The organism is Clostridium sp. HCS.1 (assembly GCF_047900555.1).
Lineage (GTDB): Bacteria > Bacillota > Clostridia > Clostridiales > Clostridiaceae > Clostridium.
In genome coordinates, this window is record NZ_CP170704.1 from 1,908,394 (window position 1) to 1,929,379 (window position 20,986).

25 protein-coding genes are annotated in these 20,986 nt (G+C 27.0%); 17 read left to right on the forward strand and 8 right to left on the reverse strand.

Annotation, left to right across the window (positions count from 1 at the left end):
• Positions 1 to 84 precede the first annotated feature (84 nt).
• From ACFYH6_RS09105 to ACFYH6_RS09135, 7 genes are all read left to right on the forward strand, one after another.
• Positions 85 to 1,014, forward strand: a complete 930-nt coding sequence (locus ACFYH6_RS09105) for a DMT family transporter (protein ID WP_416179394.1) — start codon at positions 85 to 87, stop codon at positions 1,012 to 1,014.
• Positions 1,015 to 1,139: 125 nt separating this feature from the next.
• Positions 1,140 to 2,291, forward strand: coding sequence for a sensor histidine kinase (locus ACFYH6_RS09110; RefSeq protein WP_416179393.1), 1,152 nt, complete (start codon positions 1,140 to 1,142; stop codon positions 2,289 to 2,291).
• A complete protein-coding gene (locus ACFYH6_RS09115; protein WP_416179392.1) occupies positions 2,292 to 2,936 on the forward strand; it encodes a response regulator transcription factor in 645 nt (214 codons plus the stop codon).
• 138 nt (positions 2,937 to 3,074) lie between these two features.
• Positions 3,075 to 3,290, forward strand: coding sequence for a hypothetical protein (locus ACFYH6_RS09120; protein ID WP_416246457.1), 216 nt, complete (start codon positions 3,075 to 3,077; stop codon positions 3,288 to 3,290).
• A gap of 106 nt (positions 3,291 to 3,396) precedes the next feature.
• The gene (locus tag ACFYH6_RS09125) at positions 3,397 to 4,332 is read left to right on the forward strand and encodes an ATP-binding cassette domain-containing protein (protein WP_416179390.1); all 936 of its coding nucleotides are present in this window, start codon (positions 3,397 to 3,399) and stop codon (positions 4,330 to 4,332) included.
• Positions 4,333 to 4,343: 11 nt separating this feature from the next.
• The gene (locus ACFYH6_RS09130) at positions 4,344 to 5,438 is read left to right on the forward strand and encodes an ABC transporter permease (protein ID WP_416179389.1); all 1,095 of its coding nucleotides are present in this window, start codon (positions 4,344 to 4,346) and stop codon (positions 5,436 to 5,438) included.
• Entirely contained in the window at positions 5,429 to 6,499 is a 1,071-nt protein-coding gene (locus tag ACFYH6_RS09135) for an ABC transporter permease (protein WP_416179388.1), read from the forward strand. Before ACFYH6_RS09130 ends, ACFYH6_RS09135 begins: the two co-directional genes overlap by 10 nt.
• Positions 6,500 to 6,775: 276 nt before the next feature.
• Here ACFYH6_RS09135 and ACFYH6_RS09140 read toward each other — a convergent pair whose 3' ends face one another.
• Complete coding sequence (locus ACFYH6_RS09140; protein ID WP_416180558.1) at positions 6,776 to 8,215, reverse strand: DDE-type integrase/transposase/recombinase; 1,440 nt, start codon at positions 8,213 to 8,215, stop codon at positions 6,776 to 6,778.
• Between the two features lie 175 nt (positions 8,216 to 8,390).
• Between ACFYH6_RS09140 and ACFYH6_RS09145 the strand changes: the two genes are divergently transcribed.
• From ACFYH6_RS09145 to ACFYH6_RS09155, 3 genes are read left to right on the forward strand one after another with little or no spacing between them, the layout of a single operon-like run.
• Complete coding sequence (locus ACFYH6_RS09145; protein WP_308780589.1) at positions 8,391 to 8,585, forward strand: DUF4177 domain-containing protein; 195 nt, start codon at positions 8,391 to 8,393, stop codon at positions 8,583 to 8,585.
• On the forward strand, positions 8,585 to 8,896 hold the full coding sequence (locus ACFYH6_RS09150; RefSeq protein WP_316342822.1) for a hypothetical protein: 312 nt from the start codon (positions 8,585 to 8,587) through the stop codon (positions 8,894 to 8,896). Before ACFYH6_RS09145 ends, ACFYH6_RS09150 begins: the two co-directional genes overlap by 1 nt.
• Before the next feature lie 26 nt (positions 8,897 to 8,922).
• On the forward strand, positions 8,923 to 9,297 hold the full coding sequence (locus tag ACFYH6_RS09155) for a hypothetical protein (protein WP_316342823.1): 375 nt from the start codon (positions 8,923 to 8,925) through the stop codon (positions 9,295 to 9,297).
• A gap of 130 nt (positions 9,298 to 9,427) precedes the next feature.
• Here the strand turns inward: ACFYH6_RS09155 and ACFYH6_RS09160 are convergent, their stop codons facing one another.
• A complete protein-coding gene (locus tag ACFYH6_RS09160) occupies positions 9,428 to 10,018 on the reverse strand; it encodes a hypothetical protein (RefSeq protein WP_416178429.1) in 591 nt (196 codons plus the stop codon).
• A 222-nt stretch (positions 10,019 to 10,240) separates the two neighbouring features.
• Between ACFYH6_RS09160 and ACFYH6_RS09165 the strand changes: the two genes are divergently transcribed.
• Positions 10,241 to 10,435: a hypothetical protein gene (locus ACFYH6_RS09165; RefSeq protein WP_316342825.1), complete on the forward strand. Its 195-nt coding sequence runs from the start codon at positions 10,241 to 10,243 to the stop codon at positions 10,433 to 10,435.
• 94 nt (positions 10,436 to 10,529) lie between these two features.
• On the opposite strand, the gene ACFYH6_RS09170 is transcribed toward ACFYH6_RS09165, so the two are convergent.
• The 6 genes from ACFYH6_RS09170 to ACFYH6_RS09195 all read right to left on the reverse strand — a co-directional run bounded on the left by ACFYH6_RS09170 (position 10,530) and on the right by ACFYH6_RS09195 (position 15,153).
• The gene (locus ACFYH6_RS09170) at positions 10,530 to 10,883 is read right to left on the reverse strand and encodes a DUF2085 domain-containing protein (RefSeq protein WP_416178430.1); all 354 of its coding nucleotides are present in this window, start codon (positions 10,881 to 10,883) and stop codon (positions 10,530 to 10,532) included.
• Positions 10,876 to 11,118: a hypothetical protein gene (locus ACFYH6_RS09175; protein WP_416178431.1), complete on the reverse strand. Its 243-nt coding sequence runs from the start codon at positions 11,116 to 11,118 to the stop codon at positions 10,876 to 10,878. Before ACFYH6_RS09175 ends, ACFYH6_RS09170 begins: the two co-directional genes overlap by 8 nt.
• Before the next feature lie 108 nt (positions 11,119 to 11,226).
• On the reverse strand, positions 11,227 to 11,700 hold the full coding sequence (locus tag ACFYH6_RS09180) for a DUF3888 domain-containing protein (RefSeq protein WP_416178432.1): 474 nt from the start codon (positions 11,698 to 11,700) through the stop codon (positions 11,227 to 11,229).
• Positions 11,697 to 12,086 (reverse strand): DUF6262 family protein, encoded by a 390-nt coding sequence (locus ACFYH6_RS09185; protein WP_416178433.1) that lies wholly within the window; start codon positions 12,084 to 12,086, stop codon positions 11,697 to 11,699. Before ACFYH6_RS09185 ends, ACFYH6_RS09180 begins: the two co-directional genes overlap by 4 nt.
• Positions 12,086 to 14,026: a tyrosine-type recombinase/integrase gene (locus ACFYH6_RS09190; protein ID WP_416178434.1), complete on the reverse strand. Its 1,941-nt coding sequence runs from the start codon at positions 14,024 to 14,026 to the stop codon at positions 12,086 to 12,088. The genes ACFYH6_RS09185 and ACFYH6_RS09190 overlap by 1 nt, the downstream gene beginning before the upstream one ends.
• A 2-nt stretch (positions 14,027 to 14,028) precedes the next feature.
• Positions 14,029 to 15,153 (reverse strand): tyrosine-type recombinase/integrase, encoded by a 1,125-nt coding sequence (locus ACFYH6_RS09195; protein WP_416178621.1) that lies wholly within the window; start codon positions 15,151 to 15,153, stop codon positions 14,029 to 14,031.
• A 368-nt stretch (positions 15,154 to 15,521) separates the two neighbouring features.
• Between ACFYH6_RS09195 and ACFYH6_RS09200 the strand changes: the two genes are divergently transcribed.
• The 6 genes from ACFYH6_RS09200 (at position 15,522) to ACFYH6_RS09225 (ending at position 20,985) form a co-directional block, all read left to right on the forward strand.
• Positions 15,522 to 16,100, forward strand: coding sequence for a class I SAM-dependent methyltransferase (locus ACFYH6_RS09200; protein ID WP_416178622.1), 579 nt, complete (start codon positions 15,522 to 15,524; stop codon positions 16,098 to 16,100).
• A 20-nt stretch (positions 16,101 to 16,120) separates the two neighbouring features.
• Positions 16,121 to 16,993: a class I SAM-dependent methyltransferase gene (locus tag ACFYH6_RS09205; protein ID WP_416178435.1), complete on the forward strand. Its 873-nt coding sequence runs from the start codon at positions 16,121 to 16,123 to the stop codon at positions 16,991 to 16,993.
• A complete protein-coding gene (locus tag ACFYH6_RS09210; RefSeq protein WP_416178436.1) occupies positions 16,983 to 18,206 on the forward strand; it encodes a radical SAM/SPASM domain-containing protein in 1,224 nt (407 codons plus the stop codon). Before ACFYH6_RS09205 ends, ACFYH6_RS09210 begins: the two co-directional genes overlap by 11 nt.
• Positions 18,207 to 18,540: 334 nt before the next feature.
• Entirely contained in the window at positions 18,541 to 19,044 is a 504-nt protein-coding gene (locus ACFYH6_RS09215; RefSeq protein ID WP_316344461.1) for a CarD family transcriptional regulator, read from the forward strand.
• Positions 19,045 to 19,069: 25 nt separating this feature from the next.
• On the forward strand, positions 19,070 to 20,149 hold the full coding sequence (gene recA / locus ACFYH6_RS09220) for a recombinase RecA (RefSeq protein ID WP_316344474.1): 1,080 nt from the start codon (positions 19,070 to 19,072) through the stop codon (positions 20,147 to 20,149).
• A gap of 110 nt (positions 20,150 to 20,259) precedes the next feature.
• On the forward strand, positions 20,260 to 20,985 hold the full coding sequence (locus ACFYH6_RS09225; protein ID WP_316344462.1) for a YoaK family protein: 726 nt from the start codon (positions 20,260 to 20,262) through the stop codon (positions 20,983 to 20,985).
• Position 20,986 lies beyond the last annotated feature (1 nt).

A 20,986-nucleotide genomic window follows, 5' to 3' on the forward strand; every position in this document is an offset into this window, starting at 1 on the left:
AAAGGTAGCACTTCTTTTTATAAAATTATAGAGTATAATTATTTTTATGTGCAATAAAATGATAAATAGGAAAGAGGAATGTTTTTGAATAAAGAAAAATTTTATACTAATAAGATAAATATAATTTTTATAGCAATAATTTGTACATTTTTATGGGGAAGTGCTTTTCCAGCTGTTAAAGTTGGATATGAACTTTTTAATATTGCAAGTAGTGATGTTGGAGGAAAGCTTATATTTGCTGGATATAGATTTTTCTTAGCAGGAATTTGTGTGCTTATATTACAAATAATAATGAAGCAAAACATATTTAAGTTAACTACTAAAGACTTAAAAGAAATAACAATATTAGGAATTGGACAAACTACCATTCAATATATATTTTTTTATTTAGGTCTTACATATACAACAGGTGTAAGAGGATCTATTGTAAATGGAACTGGAACATTTTTTAGTATTATACTAGCTCATATTGTATATAAAAACGATAAGTTAAATTTTAATAAAGTTTTAGGCTGTATAGTTGGATTTTTAGGAGTTGTACTTGTAAATCTTGGAGGAGGAACTTCAGTTTTGCAAGGAGGATTTTCATTCAGAGGAGAAGGCTTTATAATGATAGCAGCTTTTATGCTTTCAGTTTCATCATTATATAGCAAGAAAATAAGTCAAAATAAAGATGCTTATACTGTAACTGGATATCAACTAGCTATAGGTGGATTTATTTTAACTATAATAGGGTATATTTTAGGGGGAAATCTTATAAACTTTACCCCTAAATCAATTGCATTATTAATATATATGGCATTATTATCTGCCATAGCCTTTGCATTATGGTCACAACTTTTAAAATATAATAAGGTAGGAATAATATCTGTTTTTAATTTCTTAATACCTGTCTTTGGAACAATATTATCAGCAATAATACTTAAGGAAAATATCTTCGATATAAAAATATTAGTAGCCTTATTATTAGTATGTACAGGGATTTACCTAGTATATAAAAGAAAAGATAATTAAATAATATTTAGATAAAGTACTTCAAATTAAAATTGGAGTGCTTTTCTTTTTAGAAGAATATAGATATTCAATAAATGGAAAATTTATTGTATTATTAACTTATAATATAGAAATTGGAGATTATTATGAGTAAAAGTAAGGAACTATTATTAATAAGATATATATCTTTTATTATATTAATATTTGAAATTATTATTAGTGGAAAAAATACTGGAATTAGTAGTGTACTATTTGTTTTGCTATTTATTATAAATAACAATCTTAGAATTTTCTATTTTAAAAGTGATAGAATAAATATACTTTCAATAATTTTAGAGTTAATAATATCTTCAATAGCATGTTTAAACTTTGGAGGAAACATATTATTTTATCTAGTGGGAGCAACTATAGATACAATTTCACTTAATGTAAAAAGCGTTAAATATATATTATTGCCTATAATATATCTATTAACAGCATACACAAAATTTAATAAGAGTATAGAAGAAGGATTTGTAAATCTAGTAATTATAATTATTTTTTCTATTTTATTAAATTATATATCAAGACTTTATAATACAAAAAAAGAAGCTCAGAGGCTATATGATAAACTTAAAGTATCTGAGGAAAATTTACTTGAAGCTAATAATAAACTTGAAGAATATGTATCATCAATAGAAGAGTTAACAATACTAAAAGAAAGAAATAGAATATCTAGAGAAATACATGATAGTGTTGGACATGCATTGTCAACAGCTATTATTCAATTATCAGCCATGGAAGTATTAGCAACTAAGGAAGGAAATAATTTAAAAGATATGATTAGTTCCTTAAGAAGTTTTATAAGTGATAGCTTCCAAGATGTTAAATCTGCAGTGAAAGAACTTAAATCTGATGATTATGATAATTACAGAGGAATAATTCGAATACAGGATCTATGTAAAAATTTTGAGAAGATGTCTGGAATTGAAGTGAAAATTATAGTATGTAAGGGAAGCTGGACATTATCTACAAAGCAAAGTACTCATTTATATAGAATAACTCAAGAAATTTTATCTAATTCATTAAAACACGGAAAGGCAACTAAAATAAACGTAATTATGAATTTTACAGAAAATGACTTTGTTATTTCTTTTAAAGATAATGGAAATGGAGCTGACACTATAATTGAAAGTGGTTTTGGGCTTAAAAATATAAAAGAAAGAACTGAAGAAATTGGTGGGACAGTAGATATTACTTCTAAATTAGGAAATGGATTCTTTGTTAAGATTGTTATTCCTAGAGAAAGGGAGATATAAGTGGAAAAGATAAAAATATTAATTGTAGATGATGAAAAATTAATACGAGAAGGATTAAAGCTTATGCTTTCAACCTTTGATGATATTGAAGTGGTTGATACTGCAGAAAATGGATATAAAGCTTTAGAAATATGTAAATCAAGGGATATTGATGTTGTTCTTATGGACATAAGAATGAAAGAATGTGATGGTGTTATGGGAACAAGGCTCATAAAGGAGCAATTTACTAAAATTAAGGTTATTATATTAACTACCTTTAATGATAAAGAATATATTCAAGATGCATTAGCTTATGGTGCTTTTGGATATATGCTAAAGGATAGCTCTCATTATGTTATATATGAAGGAATAAAAGCTGCGTACATGGGAAATATGGTGGTTCATCCCGATGTTGCTAATAAGATTTTATCTAAAAATAATTCTGAACATAAATTTAAGGAATTAGAAAAATACAACTTCTCAGAAAAAGAACTTCAAATTATTAAATATATTGCAGAAGGATTAAGTAACAAAGAAATTTCAGATAAAGTATATTTATCTGAAGGTACTATAAAAAATAATATTACAAATATATTATCAAAACTTAATCTTAGAGATAGAACTCAAATTGCAATTTTTGCATTTAAAAATGGAATAGTGACTTAGATAATATTAATCCTCTAGGTTTTTATAACTTTTACTGTTAAAAATATATTGAGCCATAAAAAATTATATTACAAGGTGGAATAAATGGATAATATAAGAAAAATAGATAAAAGGCACAGACTAGAACAAGAGATGTTTATGTACAAAATTACAAAGGATAACAAAGTATTGATTTACTGGAACAATAAACAGGTGGTTACACTAAGTGGCAATAGAGCTGCTAAATTTATAGAAGAACTAGAGGATATAGACGAATATGACGCACAACTTTTAATGGCTAGAGTTACTGGAAGCTTTAAATACGGAAACGAAAGAGTTCAAAAAAATAGTGAGAAAAATAAATACAGAAGATAGAAAATAGAATAGTGACTTAAGTCATTTATGTAGTGACTTTAAGTGATTTCAATCCCCTTAGGTTTTTACTACTATAGAAGTAAGAAAAGTCTAGGGGGTATTTTTTATGAGTATAATAGAAGTTAAAAATGTTACAAAGAGATTTAATGATAAACTAGTTCTAGACAATGTAAGTTATGAGGTTGAAAAAGGTGAAATATTTGGATTTATAGGTCCTAATGGTGCAGGGAAATCAACACTAATTAATATAATGACAAGCCTTTTAGTTCCAGATAGTGGAACAATTAAAATTTGTGGCTATGATATTTTAAAAGAACCAATAAAAGCAAAAGAATGTATTGGATATGTACCACAGGATATATCATTGATGGAGGAACTTACAGCTTATGATAATCTTGAGTTTTTTGGAGCCTTATATGGCTTAAAGGGGAAAGAGCTTAAGATAAGAATAATGGAAGCTCTTGAGGTTACTGGACTTGTAGAAAAGAAGAAGGAAAAAGTCAAAAAGTTCTCAGGTGGTATGAAGAGAAGATTAAATATAGCAGCAGCAATTATGCATCATCCTAAAGTTTTGATAATGGATGAGCCAACAGTTGGTGTAGATCCTCAATCAAGAAATCATATATTTAATTTTACTAAGAATATATGCAAAGAGTGGGGAACTACAGTAATTTATACATCTCATTATATGGAGGAAGTTGAAGAGCTTTGTAAGAGAGTTTTTATAATTGATTTAGGCAAAGAAATAGCCTATGGCAGTGAAGAGGAAATAAAAGCCTCAGTTTTTCCTAACAATAAAGTAATTATCGAAGCAAAAGGCTTGTCAGCTGAAGTAATTATAAAGATAGAAAAATTAGAAGGGGTATTAAATATTAAAGAAAAAGAAGATAGTATTACTCTAACCATAGATTCTAATTTTAAGCTTCATACTGTACTAACTATTATGGAAGAATATGAAGTTAATATTAAGAAAATAAGTTATGAAGAATCAAAATTAGAAGATGTATTCTTAAGCCTAACAGGAAAAACTTTAAGGGATTAGAGGTGATTAATGTGAAATTATTTTATTATACTAAGACAGTGTTAAAGGGGATGCTATCAAATGTAGTAATAACAGTTATATATTTTATATTATTTCCAGTTATTTTAGCAGCTTTTATGGGGTTTTTCCAAAATTCTGTTAAGGAAAATCCATTAAAGCTTAGTACAATTAAGGTATCTATAATTGATAATGATAAAAGCAATATGTCTAGAGATTTAGTATCATTTCTAAAAAGTGATGAAATGAAGGAGTTAATAGAGGAAAATCCTAATGATAATGATATAGAAATTATTATTCCTAAAGGCTATGAAGAAAGTGTTTCATCATTAGAAAAAAATGAAATAAAAATAAATAAGTTAACTGATGAATTAAATAATTCTGTAAACACATTAAAAACTATATTAGATAAATATCATCAAAGTCTTTACGTAAGTTTCTCTGGAGGCTCTAATGAGGCTTTACAAAATATTTCTGGAAAAACCATTATTGAAAATATAAATATTAATGCTAGTAAGACTTCTACTAGTTATGAAATTCTATCAGCATCCATGATTGGTTTTGTTATTAGTATGCTAATATTCTCACTTATACAAGGAAGTTATGCTGAAAGTAGTATTAACCTTGATAAAAGAATAGTATCATCGCCTCTAAGTAAAATTCAATATTTTTACTATGACTCCTTTGCTTTATTAATTTATTCAGCAATTATAATTTCAGGCTACGTGTTATTTTTCAGAGTCTTAGGAATAAGTTTTAATGGAAGAGAATTTCCACTTATTATATTGATTTTACTATCATCTATTTTAATAGTTTCTATGAGTAAATTTGTTAATGAATTATTTGGGGCAAAATATGGTAAGGTTGTTGGAGCATTAATTTTTTCAATCCCAATAATAGGAATGGAGATGTTTACTGGTGAAGGTAACGCACTAAAGGTTTTAGCTCCAACTCATTATATTTCAAAGCTATTTAATATTTATAATTTAAATGGAAACTTCAATGATAATATTAAAGACTTTATATTTATAATTGTATTTTCTCTTACATTATTTGCAATTACAAATATAAAAATAATTTTATCAAAGGAGGGGAAAAAATGCGCTTAATGAGATTAACTATTATAAATATAAGAAGAATATTAAAGAATCCATCAATTTTTTTAATGACATTCCTTTTACCAATGATTGTTTTGTTTGGTATAGTAGGTCCAAGCTCCAAGGAAAGTTCTTTAGGTAAAATAGGAATATTAGATAAGTCTTCAGGTAAATATTCAAAAAAGATAATAGAAAGTTTATCTGAAAAATATGATGTGGAAAATTTAGAAGGAAATGTAGAAGATAGCTATAATGCTTTAATGGATAATAAAATTGGAGTTATTTATGTTTTTGATGAAAATTTTGAAAGTACAATAGATAACAAAAGTGTTCCAAATATAAAAAGTTATAGCATAGAATCAGGAATGGGATCAGTTATAGCAGAAAAAATAATAACTGATAGTATAAATAAAATATTAGAAGAAAAAATTAATATAGGTCTTAGTACTAATTTAGTAGAAACAGTAATAGTTGATAATAATGAAAAAGATAATTCTAGTTATTATATGGTAGTGCTTATGATATGCTATTTTATGATTATAGGTGGTTCTATATTAACAGAGGATATACTTAAACTTAAGACACAAAAAGTATTAAAAAGAACAATATCTACTGGAAATACAGATACAACAATTTTAGGTTCATTATATTTATCTAGTTTCATTATACAAAGTTTAATAAGTATATTAACATTAGTATTAGCTATAACACTATTTAAAATAGAAAACTATAATTTAACACAAGGATTTCTTGCAATAGCTTTATGTAGTTTAATGACCACTTCAATAGTAGTGGCTGCTACAAGATGGATAAAAAATCAATCTATGGCTAGTTTAGCAATTATAATGTGTGGTTTAATATCTTTTGGAATTGGAATAGTAGGTAGTAACTTAACTGGCTTTAAAAATATACCAGATGTAATAAAATATCTAAGCATATTATCACCATTTTCCTGGATAGGTAGAATAATAAATAATGGTGAAATAATTGCTCCTATTATAGTAATAGTATTAATGTCATTAGCTTTATTTACAGCAGGTAGTTTTAAACTAAGAGATTATGTAAAAGAATAAAAAAATGGGAAATAAATAGTATATTCGTTGCTCCGTCGTAAACTCTAGTGGCCATTATATAGAATTAAATTGAATAAATGGTATAAAAAGTATATAATGTTATTAGATATAATTAGGATAGTGTAAAGTTTCGTATGAAAAGTAGAGTTAATTAAATTAGAGGAATAAATTTCAATTTATTCTTTAAAATTTAAAATTTACACCAAATTTAAGTATGACGAAAAGACCTTCGATGGCGGAGGCAAAAATTTAATCGATATGCGATTTTGTTATTTATCAAGAAGTTTTAGATTCTTGCATATGTAAAATAGTTTGTTGACCAAGTGAGATAAGTATTTGCCATTTAGCTGGCATATTATCAATACCATCTAGCGCAGGAATTTCGTTTAATGGCTTCCAATAATTATATGGGTGAGGTCTTAGAAAGTTATAATATGCAACCCAAAGACTAACCCCATAAAGAGCTCCATCTTCGCTACCATAACCACAGGTTATGCGATAAGAGGATTTAAAGGTTCTATTAAGACGTTCAACTATTTGTTTAATCCAACGATGTTCAGATGATACAGCGTCATCATTAGTAAGCCCAATAACTTGAATTAAATCAAAGTCTTTATTTTCTTCAAGTTCAAATTGTTGCTTCGCTAACGGATAGGCTGTATAGCCATCAGCAATGAATTTTAGAGCTTTACCAGGGAAGTTTTTAAACTTATAAAAAGCCATACGCATAGCTAGAATACAAGGGCCTACAGATCTTGTATCAGATACTTGATAGCCAAGAATTGATTTTTTACAAGCATCCATTACAAACCAAACATAATGCTTGATACCTTTAACTTTAATATAGGTTTCATCAGCAGAGAGTATTTTAGATGGTTTGTAATTAAATGTATCTACAAATGGCTTAATAACAGTAGCTGCTGTTAATGCGTATTTAGCTACCATTGTATGTGAAATATCTATTCCATGAACTTCTTTTAGTGCATTGGCAGTTTGTCTTGTAGAAAGCTTTAAATTAACATGATAAGTTAAGCAAAGCCCCATTATATGCGGATTAAACTTTTTAAAACTAAAGCCTGTAGCATACTTAGATATTCGATTTAAATCCATTTTGAAAAAGTTAATAGTAAACTCACGATATATGTAATGAAGCTTATATTTATACTTTTCAGATGGATCAATATCTTTAGGAATCTTTTTAAGATTCTTTTGATAATAGGAACATTTAGGATTAGTGCATTTATGTATCCTAAAGTGCTTACGTTGTTTTTGTTCCGTAAGCGTAGCTCCACAATATGGACAGATAAATACTAATGGCTTAGTAGCATAATTAGTTTCTTTAAATGTAAGACCACAAACTTTACATTGAAACTGTCCTTTACTACCATTGTTATCATAAATATATTCGTGAGGGGCACCACATTTAGGACATATAGTTTTTTCGGGAATAGACTTACCGTTTCGCCTTTGGACTGGTTTTACAGTTTTATTATATCTATGCTTGTAATAAGCTAAAAGTAATTTATAATCTACTTTTTCGAATTTAAGAATTTTAGGCAGCTTGTCTACTTTAAATTTTTGATATTCCGGGCTATTTGAGTCATCAAAGGCCATTTGTTTAAGTGGAATATGCTTTGAAATAAATAAAAGAAGTTGATAAATAATTTTAATTAAATATTGATTATATGCAAGTAAATAAGTTATAATTGAATCCATAATAACGACAACCTTTCGTGTTGATTTTGTGGTTTAGCGATTCAATTTTAACATGAAATTAGGGGGTCGTTGTTTTTTTATGCAAAAAAACTTTCGAAACCTTGATATATAAAGAAATTAAAAGAAAAATAGTGTAAAAAACTTTACACTAACATAATTAGTGGGAGGGGTTAAAATGAAAAAGTATAAAGTTCTCAGTCAAAAAGATAAATGGTTTTCAGGAAAATTTGATCCACAAAAATTAGAGGATGCATTAAATTCATATGCTGATCAAGGCTGGGAATTAAAAGCTGCAGCTACTGCTGATATTCCATCCTTTGGAGGAAATAGGCAAGAATTTATTGCAATTATGGAAAGGGAAGAAGATTAATGGCTTATACCACTTTATACAATGAGATAGTTTTTATTGAAGGGAACAATAAAGATGCAAATATTGTTGGAAATATAAATTCAGATTTAAGCTTTAAAATAGGAGCACAATTAAAAAACTTAAATGATGTAAAGCAAGATATGGCAATTAAAGCAAAAGCTTTAGGTGCCAATTGTATTTTGGATTTTACTTATGGACAAAAAAGCAGATGGCTTGCTATAGATGATGTTGCTTTTTATGGAAAAGGAAAAGCAGCAATATTGCCATATAACATCTATGAGGAATTAGTTAATAAAGTTAAAAATAGATAGGCAGATTATTTAGGAGGTATAAGTTTATGTTTGCAATATTAGGAGCAACTTTATTTCTATTTGTAGTTGTAATATCTATTTTAGTTGCTTTAGGTTTACCATTAGGAGAATTTACAATGGGTGGACAACATAAAGTACTACCTAAAAAATATAGAATTATGGCAATAGTTTCTGTTGTAATTCAACTTTTTGCCATGGTTATTATTTTACAAGCAGGTGGCTTCATCACCTTATTCTTTTCTCCTATGATAACAAAGTATATCTGCTTCTTCTTTGCAATTTACCTATCTTTAAACACTATTATGAATTTATTATCGAAAAGTAAAAAAGAGAAGTATGTTATGACACCACTATCACTTATTACTGCAATTTGTTTTTGGGTAACTGCGTTTAGTTTTTAAATTTAGGAAAGTACCCTGTTATTCAAAAGTTTTTAGTTTGTAATTCAAATATTTAAGAATATAAAAGCAGGGTTTATACCCTGCTTTTATTAGTGCCTATTTTCATTTTTATATTGTATCATATAAGTTTTTATTTTATTAGGTACCTTTGTAGAAGCCATGCAAAACCGAAGGCAAAAATACATGTAATGATACCCATAGTAATATCCTTTTTAGTATGTCTTTTCAGTGTTAAGGAAGCCCAGATAGTTAAGGCTCCTACAATAATGCAAGGAACAATTGCTTTAAAGCCAAATAAATACACTAGAAATAATAAAGGCCCAGTTGCACTACATGCATGACCACTAGCTCGTATATGAAAGCCCTTATTTAGTATAGTCAGTAAAATAACTGAAATAAGGTATGTATTATAAATAAATTGTAGATTTGAACCAACTCCCATAAAATAACCAATAATAACTGAAAGGAGATATCCTGCAATACTTAATATAAATGCAAGCTTACGTTGCCCTTCACGACCTTTATCTTTAAACTTTGGAAGTATAGGTTGCAATGGATATGCAAGGATTGGAACAATGCCCAAGAAGAAAATTGATATAATTATTTGGGTATTGTTTTGAAAAATATCGGTTCCTAGAGATGACAGAATTATAATAAGTCCTAAAATCATTATAGGGGGTATAGTAATAACACGTATTATTTTTGCTATCTTAGTTTTCATATTAAAATACCATCTCCTTCAATAAAACAATTATATATTTAATTTTACTATAATATAACAATAAAATCCAATAAATAGGTTAAATATGACATAAAATATACCATTAAATGGATATTAAGTGTGAAAAATATGTATAAAATCATCAAATGAGTTTCTATAAAATAGACATAGTTAATTGTATTTGATAAAATATACTTAGTAAAGCTTATGGAGGGACATCAGATGATTTCTAAAAAACAACTTAAAGAAGATATAATAACTTGGGACATAATAACTTATAAAGATGAAGATGGAAAGCAGGTAGAATATGTTGAGGTTACTCTTGTAGATAGAATTATAGATGTCTATATGGATACAAGGGAAGTTAATATAGGAATTCTTGCAAATAAAATAATTGAAGATAATTTATACGAATAAAAAAAGGAGATAGAAATTATATTTATTGTGACCTATGAGGCTCCAAGGCACTAGAATATAATATCTATCTCCTTACTATAATATTTACAATATATTAAAATAACATTAGAATTTTAGTAAAAATAATTGATAATATATTAATGATTCCAAATCCACACAATAAACCTGTTAGTAATCTTCGAATATTAGTAGAATAAAGAATTTTTTTATGCTGTATAAACCAGTCAATAAACATAATACCTATAAGAAATAAACTTAAAACAATAGAAATTTTATAATTAAAAAATAGAGCTACAATCCCTAAGATATACCCTATTAACAAGCCTGTACATCTTGCACATATAGGGCATTGATAGTTATTAAAGAAAAAGCTTCTATCAGCCTTTTGATGACAAGTTGTAGAGAATAATTTCATTAAAAACAACCAAAGTTCATCCTTTTTAATCATCTATAAATCTCTTTCCGCAATCATTGCATATACAAGTCCTTTTTTCTTTTACACCATCAGCAAAGCATAATCCACATAATAGTCCAATAGGACCAAAGCATACTGTACCAATAATTCCACTAGTTAAATCAAATTCTTCTTTTTCCTTCTCAATTATAATTTTTATATTTTTACTTCCACAGAAAGGGCAAGATGTACTTTGGTGTAAACTATTATCATATCTATAATCACTCATAAAATCACCTCTTATATATATCTCGTGTACATGCTTGTACACCGACTTAACTTACTTATTTTATACATAGACTACATATAAACAATGTAGTCTATAATTAAACTAATTTTAATATGCTTTCTTTATTATATGTTGCCAATTCCATGGCAATTGGTAACTTTTAATATGTTCAAATTTAACAACCTTAACTGAGCCAAAAGCTCCAGTTTCAATTATCATTCTGTCATCTCCAACAATATTAATAGGTCCGACGAATGGATGTACTATAACCTCTAATTCGATTAAATATCCGCTTCCACCTTCTCTTTTAACACTTACTATATCTACACTATATGGAAAAACTATTGGCAATTCAGTGAAGTAATCTTTATAATAATTATTTATTTCTTCTTGTATATATGGAATAAGTAATGAAATAGACACATCTCGATATATTGCTTCTTTTGAATTTTCAGGTAGTTCAGAGATTTTTTTGTTATAATTCTTTTCTATATCTAAAGCAAAAGATTTATCTGTATAAAAGAGCCACGTGAAGCATAGTACACAACTTAATACTATTATTAGCTTTTTCAAAGTAATCACCTGCCATCACTATATATTCCTTCGTATAATTTACCTCTAAGAACTTCTAATTGTTCTTTGAGTCTTTTATTTTCTTGTTCTAATTCTTTTATTTTCTTATCTTTAGCTAATATAACAATATCCTTAGACTTCGAAGTTTTATCATACTTAGCTCTTTGGTTCATAGTTTTACTTAGTTGCTTCTGACGAAGCTCCTCGATTCTATTTTTAATTTCTTCATTGTTATAAAGATAAGTTTTAGATACTCCACTTAACTGTGAAACACTATTAAAGTTAATCTTTTGTTCCGTCAATGAAAGTTCTCTAATGGCTTTATCAACTTTTTCCAAAGTGATTTCACTTTTGTACTTAGCATATTCCTTTAATCCTTTAGTGCTTCCAGACATCATGATTCCTCCCTTGATTTACTGTTCTTATGAACTAACTTTTGTTCCTTTATCTTTTGTAGGGTTTCTTCTAATACGCTTAAATATTGACTATTCTTTTCAGCCCAAAGTTCCCTACCACATCTATTACTGATCTCTATTTGAGATTTAACCTTTTCTATTTCTTCCTCATATTCAGGAATATTTTCTGTTGTAGTACAGAAACTTGCACAAGTTAAACAATGATTCATTTGTTGCTTACAATGTAATTTAGATGGTTTAAAACATACTCCAAAAGGAACTCTAACAGCATCCAAGTTCTTCTTAACATATTCATATCTAATAAGATTTTCCCCAGAATCAGTTGTTATATCTATTGCTGTTAATTCATTAGTTTCAGTATTAACTTTAAATAACTCTAAGTCCTCTGTACTTTTCCATTTTTCATACAAAACATTTTCCGAAACAGTAGCATAATGAACTGTCATTTGTAAGCTCTGATGTCCTAAAATCTGTTGTATAATACTAATGCCCATACCTTGTTCTACATATTCTTTAGCTCTTGTATGCCTTAAAGAATGAAGTCTAAAATGATACAACTCACCATTAACATCTCTAATATCTTTTTGAGCGATAAGTCTATTAATTGTATATAATAACTTGCTCTTCGTTAGCGGTTTCCCCTTAAGTTTTCCTTCATAAATATTAAATAAATACTTCTTAGGATTATTTTCTTCTGTACTTAATAATTTAGCTTTATTAATAGCTTTTTGAACCATTTCAGCTACCTTATCTCTTATAGGAATTTTCAATTCTGCTATTCCTGTTTTAGTTATTTCTCCACAAAGATAGTAATTATAAGTTTGCTCTTTACTATTCCATATCTGTTCTAAACAATTATGATATTTAAGATTTAATATATCTGTACCACGCCACCCCGTTTCACGAAGTAAAATATAAATAAGTATAAATTGTGGTCTATCTAAATCCATAATATTATTATCTAATTGTCTCAATATAGGTTCTGGAATAAACTTAATTCTTTTAAGTTGGTCATTTTTATTTTCTTGCTTGATAATATCATCTTGAAATATCAAAAATGACACTTCCTTTTTAGGTGCTTTTTCATATTGAGCTATCTGAATATATTCTAAAAAAGACCTGATTTGAGAAATATATTTATTAGATTCATCTTTACTTTTTTCTTTTCTATTTTCATTAAAATAAAAAAGAAAATTCTCTATGTCTTGTCTTGATAAATATTCTATGAATCCGTCATTATAGCCATTTGAATAAAAATAATTAAAGAAATATTTTAAATAAACAAGAATATTAAAACAATGACTCCAACTTTTTTTAGTTATTACAGTTATTAAATATCGTTTAACCGTATATCTATAATAGATTGGTATTTCAGTAAAATTTAAACTGCTATTTTTTCTATTTGAAGTGGCATTTATTTTAATACCTTTAATATTCTTTGAATACCATACATCTTTCTCAGTTTCTTCTCTATCATCATAGAAATCTTTAATAAAATCAATGCTTGATGATAAAAAATAAAAATTACGAGTATCTAATGTTTTAAGTCCATTATCAATTAAATAAAGCTTCCACTTATTAATTAACTTATCTTTATCAAATGCAACTAAAGTTAATTTATTTCCAAGAAATATTCCTAATCTTTTAAGTGTACGTCCAATTCCCCCAATATAACTTTCTTTCAATAGTTTATTCTTGTATGAATAAACTATAAAATATTTAATTTCATTCTTTAAATTTTTATTTTCAAAGGTAGAAAAGTCTAAATATCTATATGTTCTTTGTACCTCACCAATAAAAAAACTTTTAGTCATATCCCATTTATCATTGTATAACCAATATTCCTTGTCTTGTTTAAGATATTCAATAATTTCATCATATTTACTTTGTTGATTATCTCTCTTTTGTAAATTATTCATACTTATTCTCCTTCATTATAGATATCTAAATTTAGATTAGGTTGAGTTTTATTAAACTCTTCCATTATTTCTTCATTAGAAGGATGTATATAAGTATTCATTGTAGTATAGATATTTTTATGACCAGCTCTTATTCTTAATAGTTCTGGTTGCCATCCAGCCATTCTAAGGACTGTCAATGAGCTATGCCTAAACATATGTGGTGTAACATATATACCAGTTTTTTTATTTAACATTCTAAATAAATTATCAACATCGGTATAAGTCATAGCTTTATTTTTGTTGTTACCACTAATTCTAATAAAAATATGGTTGGTTTCAACTTCATCTGTATGGTATTCGGCTATATATTTCATAAACATATCTGCAAGATTTTGTGATACATCTATTCTTCTCGGACTTGATACTGTTTTGATTTCAGCATTATTTTCAAGTTGACCTCTATCTTTAAGGTCTATAATCATTTCACTAACATCAAAATCCTCGATCCATAATGACAAGGCTTCGCCGATGCGTATGCCAGTTTCATAAAGTAACGTTAATAAAAACTTATCTCTTAAATTATTGCAATTCTTTATAAGTGTTGTAATTTCAGCTTTAGTTAAAGTTTTAGGTTTTGACTTAGGAACCTTTACCTTTAATATATTACTTGTAATTTTCTTTTTATCATAAGCTATACCATATAAAAATCCTTTAAAATTTCTACTTGGGGTAGATACGAACTTTTTAAGTCTATTTGATATATTATTGCTGTATTCTTCATGTCTTAAAATATAATCATAGAAAGCTAATACTGTATTTATAACAATATTTACTGTTCTTGGACTTCTTGCTGTATCAGTAGGGTGTACTGGTATAACCTTTAAACTCTCATAAGGATTTTGTAGCCAGTTAACAAATAAAGCTAAATCATCTATTGTAACATCTTGAAAGTTAATTTCTCGTTGCTCTAAGTATTCAAAGTATAACTTTAAATGTTGACAGTACATTCTTAAAGTATTTCTTGAGTAGTTTGTATTATCCTTAAATCTAATAAATTTTAATACTGCATCAATAGGTAATCCATCGCTATCCGCAAGGTAGTATCTTTCATTACCAACATCGGTTTTTACTTTTACTACTTCCATATCCATTATTCACTCCTATAGTTATTTTTCTCTAACCATAGTGTTTACCATCACAACTACTTTTATTACAACTATTTATTCTGTACTCCTAGTCATTTCTCTCTATGAAAGTGCTATTTGAATTACTATAAATACTATTTAATTTCCTACACTATATTCTTATATTTATATGTAAAACTATATCATTAATTATTGATTATTGTTTATTTACTAATAAATAAAATACTTTTGGAGTATCTAAATATATTATATATTAAAATTTATACTAATGGACTAAATAAAATATATATTTTAGAAAATAAAGAAATATATAACATATTAGTAATAGTTTTGATAGAATAAATATATAACATCAACACTTTAAGGAGATATATATGAGCTATTTGTTTAAATTTTATAGTAAACAATATGATAAGTTCATGGAAAAATTTAAATTAGATAAAAATGATCTAATAATAAAATCTATAAAAGATACTTATGGTATAAAGGTTTTAGATATTGGTGGGGGAACAGGATCTTTAGCTAAAGAACTTATATCCTTAGGAGCAAATGTGACTATTCTAGATCCTGAAATAAATATGACTAAGATAGCAAAAGAAAAATCTAACGAAGTAAAAATAATTAATGGATATTCAGATAATATTCCTATAAGAGATTCTTCTATAGATATAGTAATAATGAGAGATTCCTTCCATCATATAAGTAAAAAAGAAGAAACCTTACAAGAATGCAAAAGAGTATTAAAGAAAGATGGAAAAATTATAATTTATGAGTTTGATAAAAAAAGCTTTATAGGCAAGGTTATATTTATATTTGAAACTCTTTGCTTTGAAAGAATAAAGATGCTTACTATAAATGAAATGAAAGAATTAACTTATAAATATTTTAAAAATGGGGAGATAGTAGAAATATCTAAATATGAGTATATATACATAGGTTCAAAATAGGCATTCAAAAGGGGATAACAATGAAAAAAATCAGTGGTATTGCAAAGCTATGCAAATTATTATTAACTAAAAAATTTACTGATTTAGAGGATATAGCTAATTCTTATACTAGACTCAGTAAGAATTATGAATATATATTCTTAAAAGAAATGCATAAATATAATGAAGAAATGTTAAAAGAGATAATTATACAATATTGTGATATGGATTTAGATAAAGAATTAAATATACTTGACTTAGCTTGTGGGACAGGCTTCAATAGTAGATTTTTAAATAAAACTTTAAACAAAGCTAAGTTTACCTTAGTAGATATATCTAAAGGAATGTTAAATGAAGCAAAAAACAATTGTAACTTTAAGGCCAGTTTTTTTGAAAAAGATATGCTTTCTTTTTTAAAAGAATGTAATGACAATAGCTTTGATATAGTTATATGTGCATGGGCAATTAAATATCAAGAGCCTAAAAATATTGTAAAAGAAGTATCAAGAGTTTTAAAAAAAGATGGATATTTTGCAGTAATAGTGAATTTAAAAAGTACTTTGCCAGAAGTAAGAAAGATTTATCCAAGCCTTCTTTTAGAAAATTACATATATGTAGATAAAATTATGAAGGAATTACCTAATCCAATTAATACAGGTATCTTTAAAAAATGGTTTATAAAAAATAAATTTAGTAAAATTGCAATTAAATCAGGAAATCATATATTTAAATTTAACACATCAGAAGATGCTGTAAATTTTGTTACATCTACTGGAGCTTTAGCAGGCTTTGATTCTATGATAGATGTCATGGATAAAAGGATTCAAGATAAAATGGTACATTTATTTAACTCTAAAAATATAACAACAATAACTCATAAATATGTTTGGGGGGTCTTTAAAAATGCTAAGTAATACAATACCGATAATAAAAGCAATCTTAAGTAAAGATGTAAGAAACAATTTCTTCTATATACATAAGAGATTCAAAGAAAGCAAAGATTATAAGGCTATAAATGTTATAAAGTGTGGAATGAATGTTATAAAAAATGATAGATTAGTTCTTCACAATGAGAATTTTGTAGTTAACTCATTTTTACCTCCTTTAAATAGTAGGGCTTATAAAAGTATTGTAGATGCAGTTCCTGGAGAAAAGGCTGAATTCTTTTATAATCATACAACTGGCAAAAGACTTGCTCCAATTTCTACATACATAGCTATTACAGGAAAATGTATGTATAACTGCTGGCATTGTAGTGCAAAAAGGTTCATTAAAGATAAAGATGATAAATCAAAGGAAATGACAACAGATGAAATAAAGAAAATAGTAAAATCCCTTCAAGATTTAGGGGTTGGGATAATTGGATTTACAGGAGGAGAGCCTTTACTTAGAAATGATTTAGAAGAAATAATAAGAAGTATTGATAAGAGAAGCATTTCATATTTATTTACAAATGGATATTCTTTAAGCCTTAATAAAGCAAAGTCATTAAAAAATGCTGGACTTTTTGGCATAGGAATAAGCATAGATAGTTTGTATAAAGAAACTCATGATAAAAAGAGAGGATACAATGGAGCTTATGAAAATTCAATTTCAGCAATAAAAAATTCTAAAAAAGTTGGACTTTATACTATGGCTCAAGTTGTATGCACAAAGGAAATGCTTAAAAGCGGAGAAATATATGAGTTAGGTAAATACTTAAAAACTTTAGAAGTAGATGAAGTTAGGATACTAGAACCAATTCCCTGTGGATCACTTTTAGTAAAGTCAGATGAAATATTCTCTAAAGAAGATAAAGAAGAACTTATAAAACTTCATGTAAATTTCAATAGAAATAAGGAGTATCCAAAGACCTCAGTATTTCCATATATTGAGTCAAAGGATCAATTTGGTTGTGGAGCAGGCGTACAACATTCTTATATAGATACTGAAGGAAAATTTACACCTTGTGATTTTGTGCCTGAATCCTTTGGAAATGTGTTAAATGAAGATATTAAAGAGATATGGGATAAAATGCATGGAAAATTAAAATACGCTAGAAATTATTGCTATGCTAAGAAATGTGATAAATGTAATGAAAATGAGTTACCTAAATATTATAAATTGCTAAAAGGAGAGAAAGTTTAAAATAAGGTAATATTTTAATTTATTAATTAATAGTATATATTATTTAAATTGGGTATACTATTATCAAGAAGAAATTTATTATTTAATATACTTTATATATAAATATTAGGGTAAGGGGTAAGTAATATTTAAATTAAAAGTTTTGCTTACATCCCTTAATTTTTTTATGTTACAATAAGAATATAAGGTAATCTTAGGAAATGTAAATTTTTTAAAAAATATATACTGGTAAATGTTTCTAAATTCATATATTACGTATTTTTTTGAATATAAATGCGGATAATATATGAATTATTTATTAGATTACAAAATATAGAAGTTGGAGGAAAATAAAATGTTTAATAAAGGAGATTTAATTCTCTATTCAGCACATGGAATTTGTAAAATTGATGATATTTGTGAAAAAACAATTTCTAATGTTAAAAAAAGTTATTATTCATTACATCCTATGGAAGATGGAAAATTAAAAATAAGTATTCCAGTTGATAATGATAAGGTAATTATGCAAGAACTTTTAACTAAAGAAGAGGCAGAAAATATTATTGAATCATTTAATTTTGAAGGCTATGAGTGGATAGATATAGATAATGAGAGATGTACAAAATATAATGAAATTATAAAAGAAGGAAATAGAACGGAAATTGCTAAAATAGCTAATACATTAATGAAAAAAAAGATTGAATTAGAAAGCAATGGAAAAAAATTTCATGAGAAAGATAAAAAAATATTGCTAGGTATACAAAGTATTTTATTTACTGAATTAGCATTTATATTAAATACTACTTTAGAAGAAATAAAAGATCAAATAAATGGATATATAAGTAATACAAAAATTTAAGAAGTAGAGGTGATAATTTTTGAATATTGATAAAGATAAGCTTTTAGCAATTGAAACAGCTATGAAGCAAATAGAAAGACAATTTGGAAAAGGATCTATTATGAAACTTGATAACAACTCCATAATGGATATTGAAACAATATCAACAGGCTGTTTATCATTAGATATAGCTTTAGGTATTGGTGGAGTTCCAAGAGGAAGAATAATAGAAATATATGGACCTGAATCTTCAGGTAAAACTACAATTGCATTGCATATAATTGCAGAAGCTCAAAAAATGGGGGGATCTGCAGCTTTTATAGATGCTGAACATGCATTAGATCCTTCTTACGCTAAAAACTTAGGCGTAAATATTGATGACTTAATAGTGAGCCAACCAGATAATGGTGAACAAGCACTAGAAATAACAGAGGCTCTTGTTAGATCAAATGCTATAGATGTATTAGTTGTTGACTCTGTAGCAGCTTTAGTTCCAAGAGCAGAAATAGAAGGAGAAATGGGAGCTTCTCATATGGGATTACAGGCCAGATTAATGTCTCAAGCTTTAAGAAAACTTACAGGGTCAATTAATAAATCAAAATGTGTAGTAATATTTATTAATCAGTTAAGAGAAAAAATAGGAGTTATGTTTGGTAATCCAGAAACTACAACAGGTGGACGAGCTCTTAAATTTTATTCATCAGTAAGATTAGATATTAGAAAAATAGATACCATAAAAGTTGGAGACAATATATTAGGTAGTAGAGCTAGAATAAAAGTAGCAAAAAATAAAGTTGCTCCACCATTTAAAATAGCAGAGTTTGATATTATGTACAATGAAGGCATATCAAAGGAAGGAAATCTAATAGATATAGCTGTAAATGAAGGAATAATAGATAAAAGTGGATCATGGTTTGCTTATAATGATATAAGAATAGGCCAAGGTAGAGAAAACTCAAAGATTTATCTAAAAGAAAATAAAGATATAGCTATTGAAGTAGAAAATGCTATAAAAGAAAAATATAATTTACCAATATTAAATTTAGATAAAAAAGAAACAGTAGAAAAAACAGTTAAAGCAGCTAAAACAGCTAAAAAAGGTAAAATAGAAGAAGAAATAAGCTAAGAAATTGTCTGTATATTGTGAATTTTTTTAACCCTGGGTTGTAGCAATTTATATTTTGTTTTATATTTAATAATAGAAGTATAAACAAATGGACAAAAGAAGGTGTTAAAATGAAAGAACAAGATGGGGATATTGCAAATCAGTATTTAGCTTGTGAAAGTAGAGTTATTTTTGAACTATTAATGATGAGTTCAGGAATGATGGGTGCATATACTATGATTCTTCGTGGAGGAGTATTTTGTAATGCACAAACTGCTAATTTCGTATTAATGGCTATTGAATTAGGAAATGGAAAGTGGAGTGAAGGTTTTTATTATCTTATTCCTATTACAGCCTATCTTATGGGGGCAATTATGTCAGAACTTTTACCTAATCCAATTAAGAAAATAGGCTTATTCCGTTGGGATACATATTTAATAGGCTTTGAATTAATAGTTTTATTAATTATAGGATTTATTCCATTAACAGTAACAGATAAGGTGGTACAAGTAGCTATAAACTTTATTTGCTCTATGCAATATAATACTTTCCGCCAAGCACAAGGAATACCAATGTCAACTACTTTTTGTACAAATCATTTAAGACAAATTGGAATTTCTATTGCAAAGTATTTAAGAAAGGGAGATAAATCTTTACTTAAAAAGGGTAAAACACATACCTTAATGCTTTCAAGTTTTATTATGGGCGCTATTATTTTAGCAGCTGCTTGTAATATATTGAAAGAAAAGGCAATATGGATTGCTATGATACCATTATTCATAAATCTTTGCATATTGGTGTATGCAGATCTTATACAAGAACGCCATCTATTAGAAAGAACTCCTTTAGGACATTAAA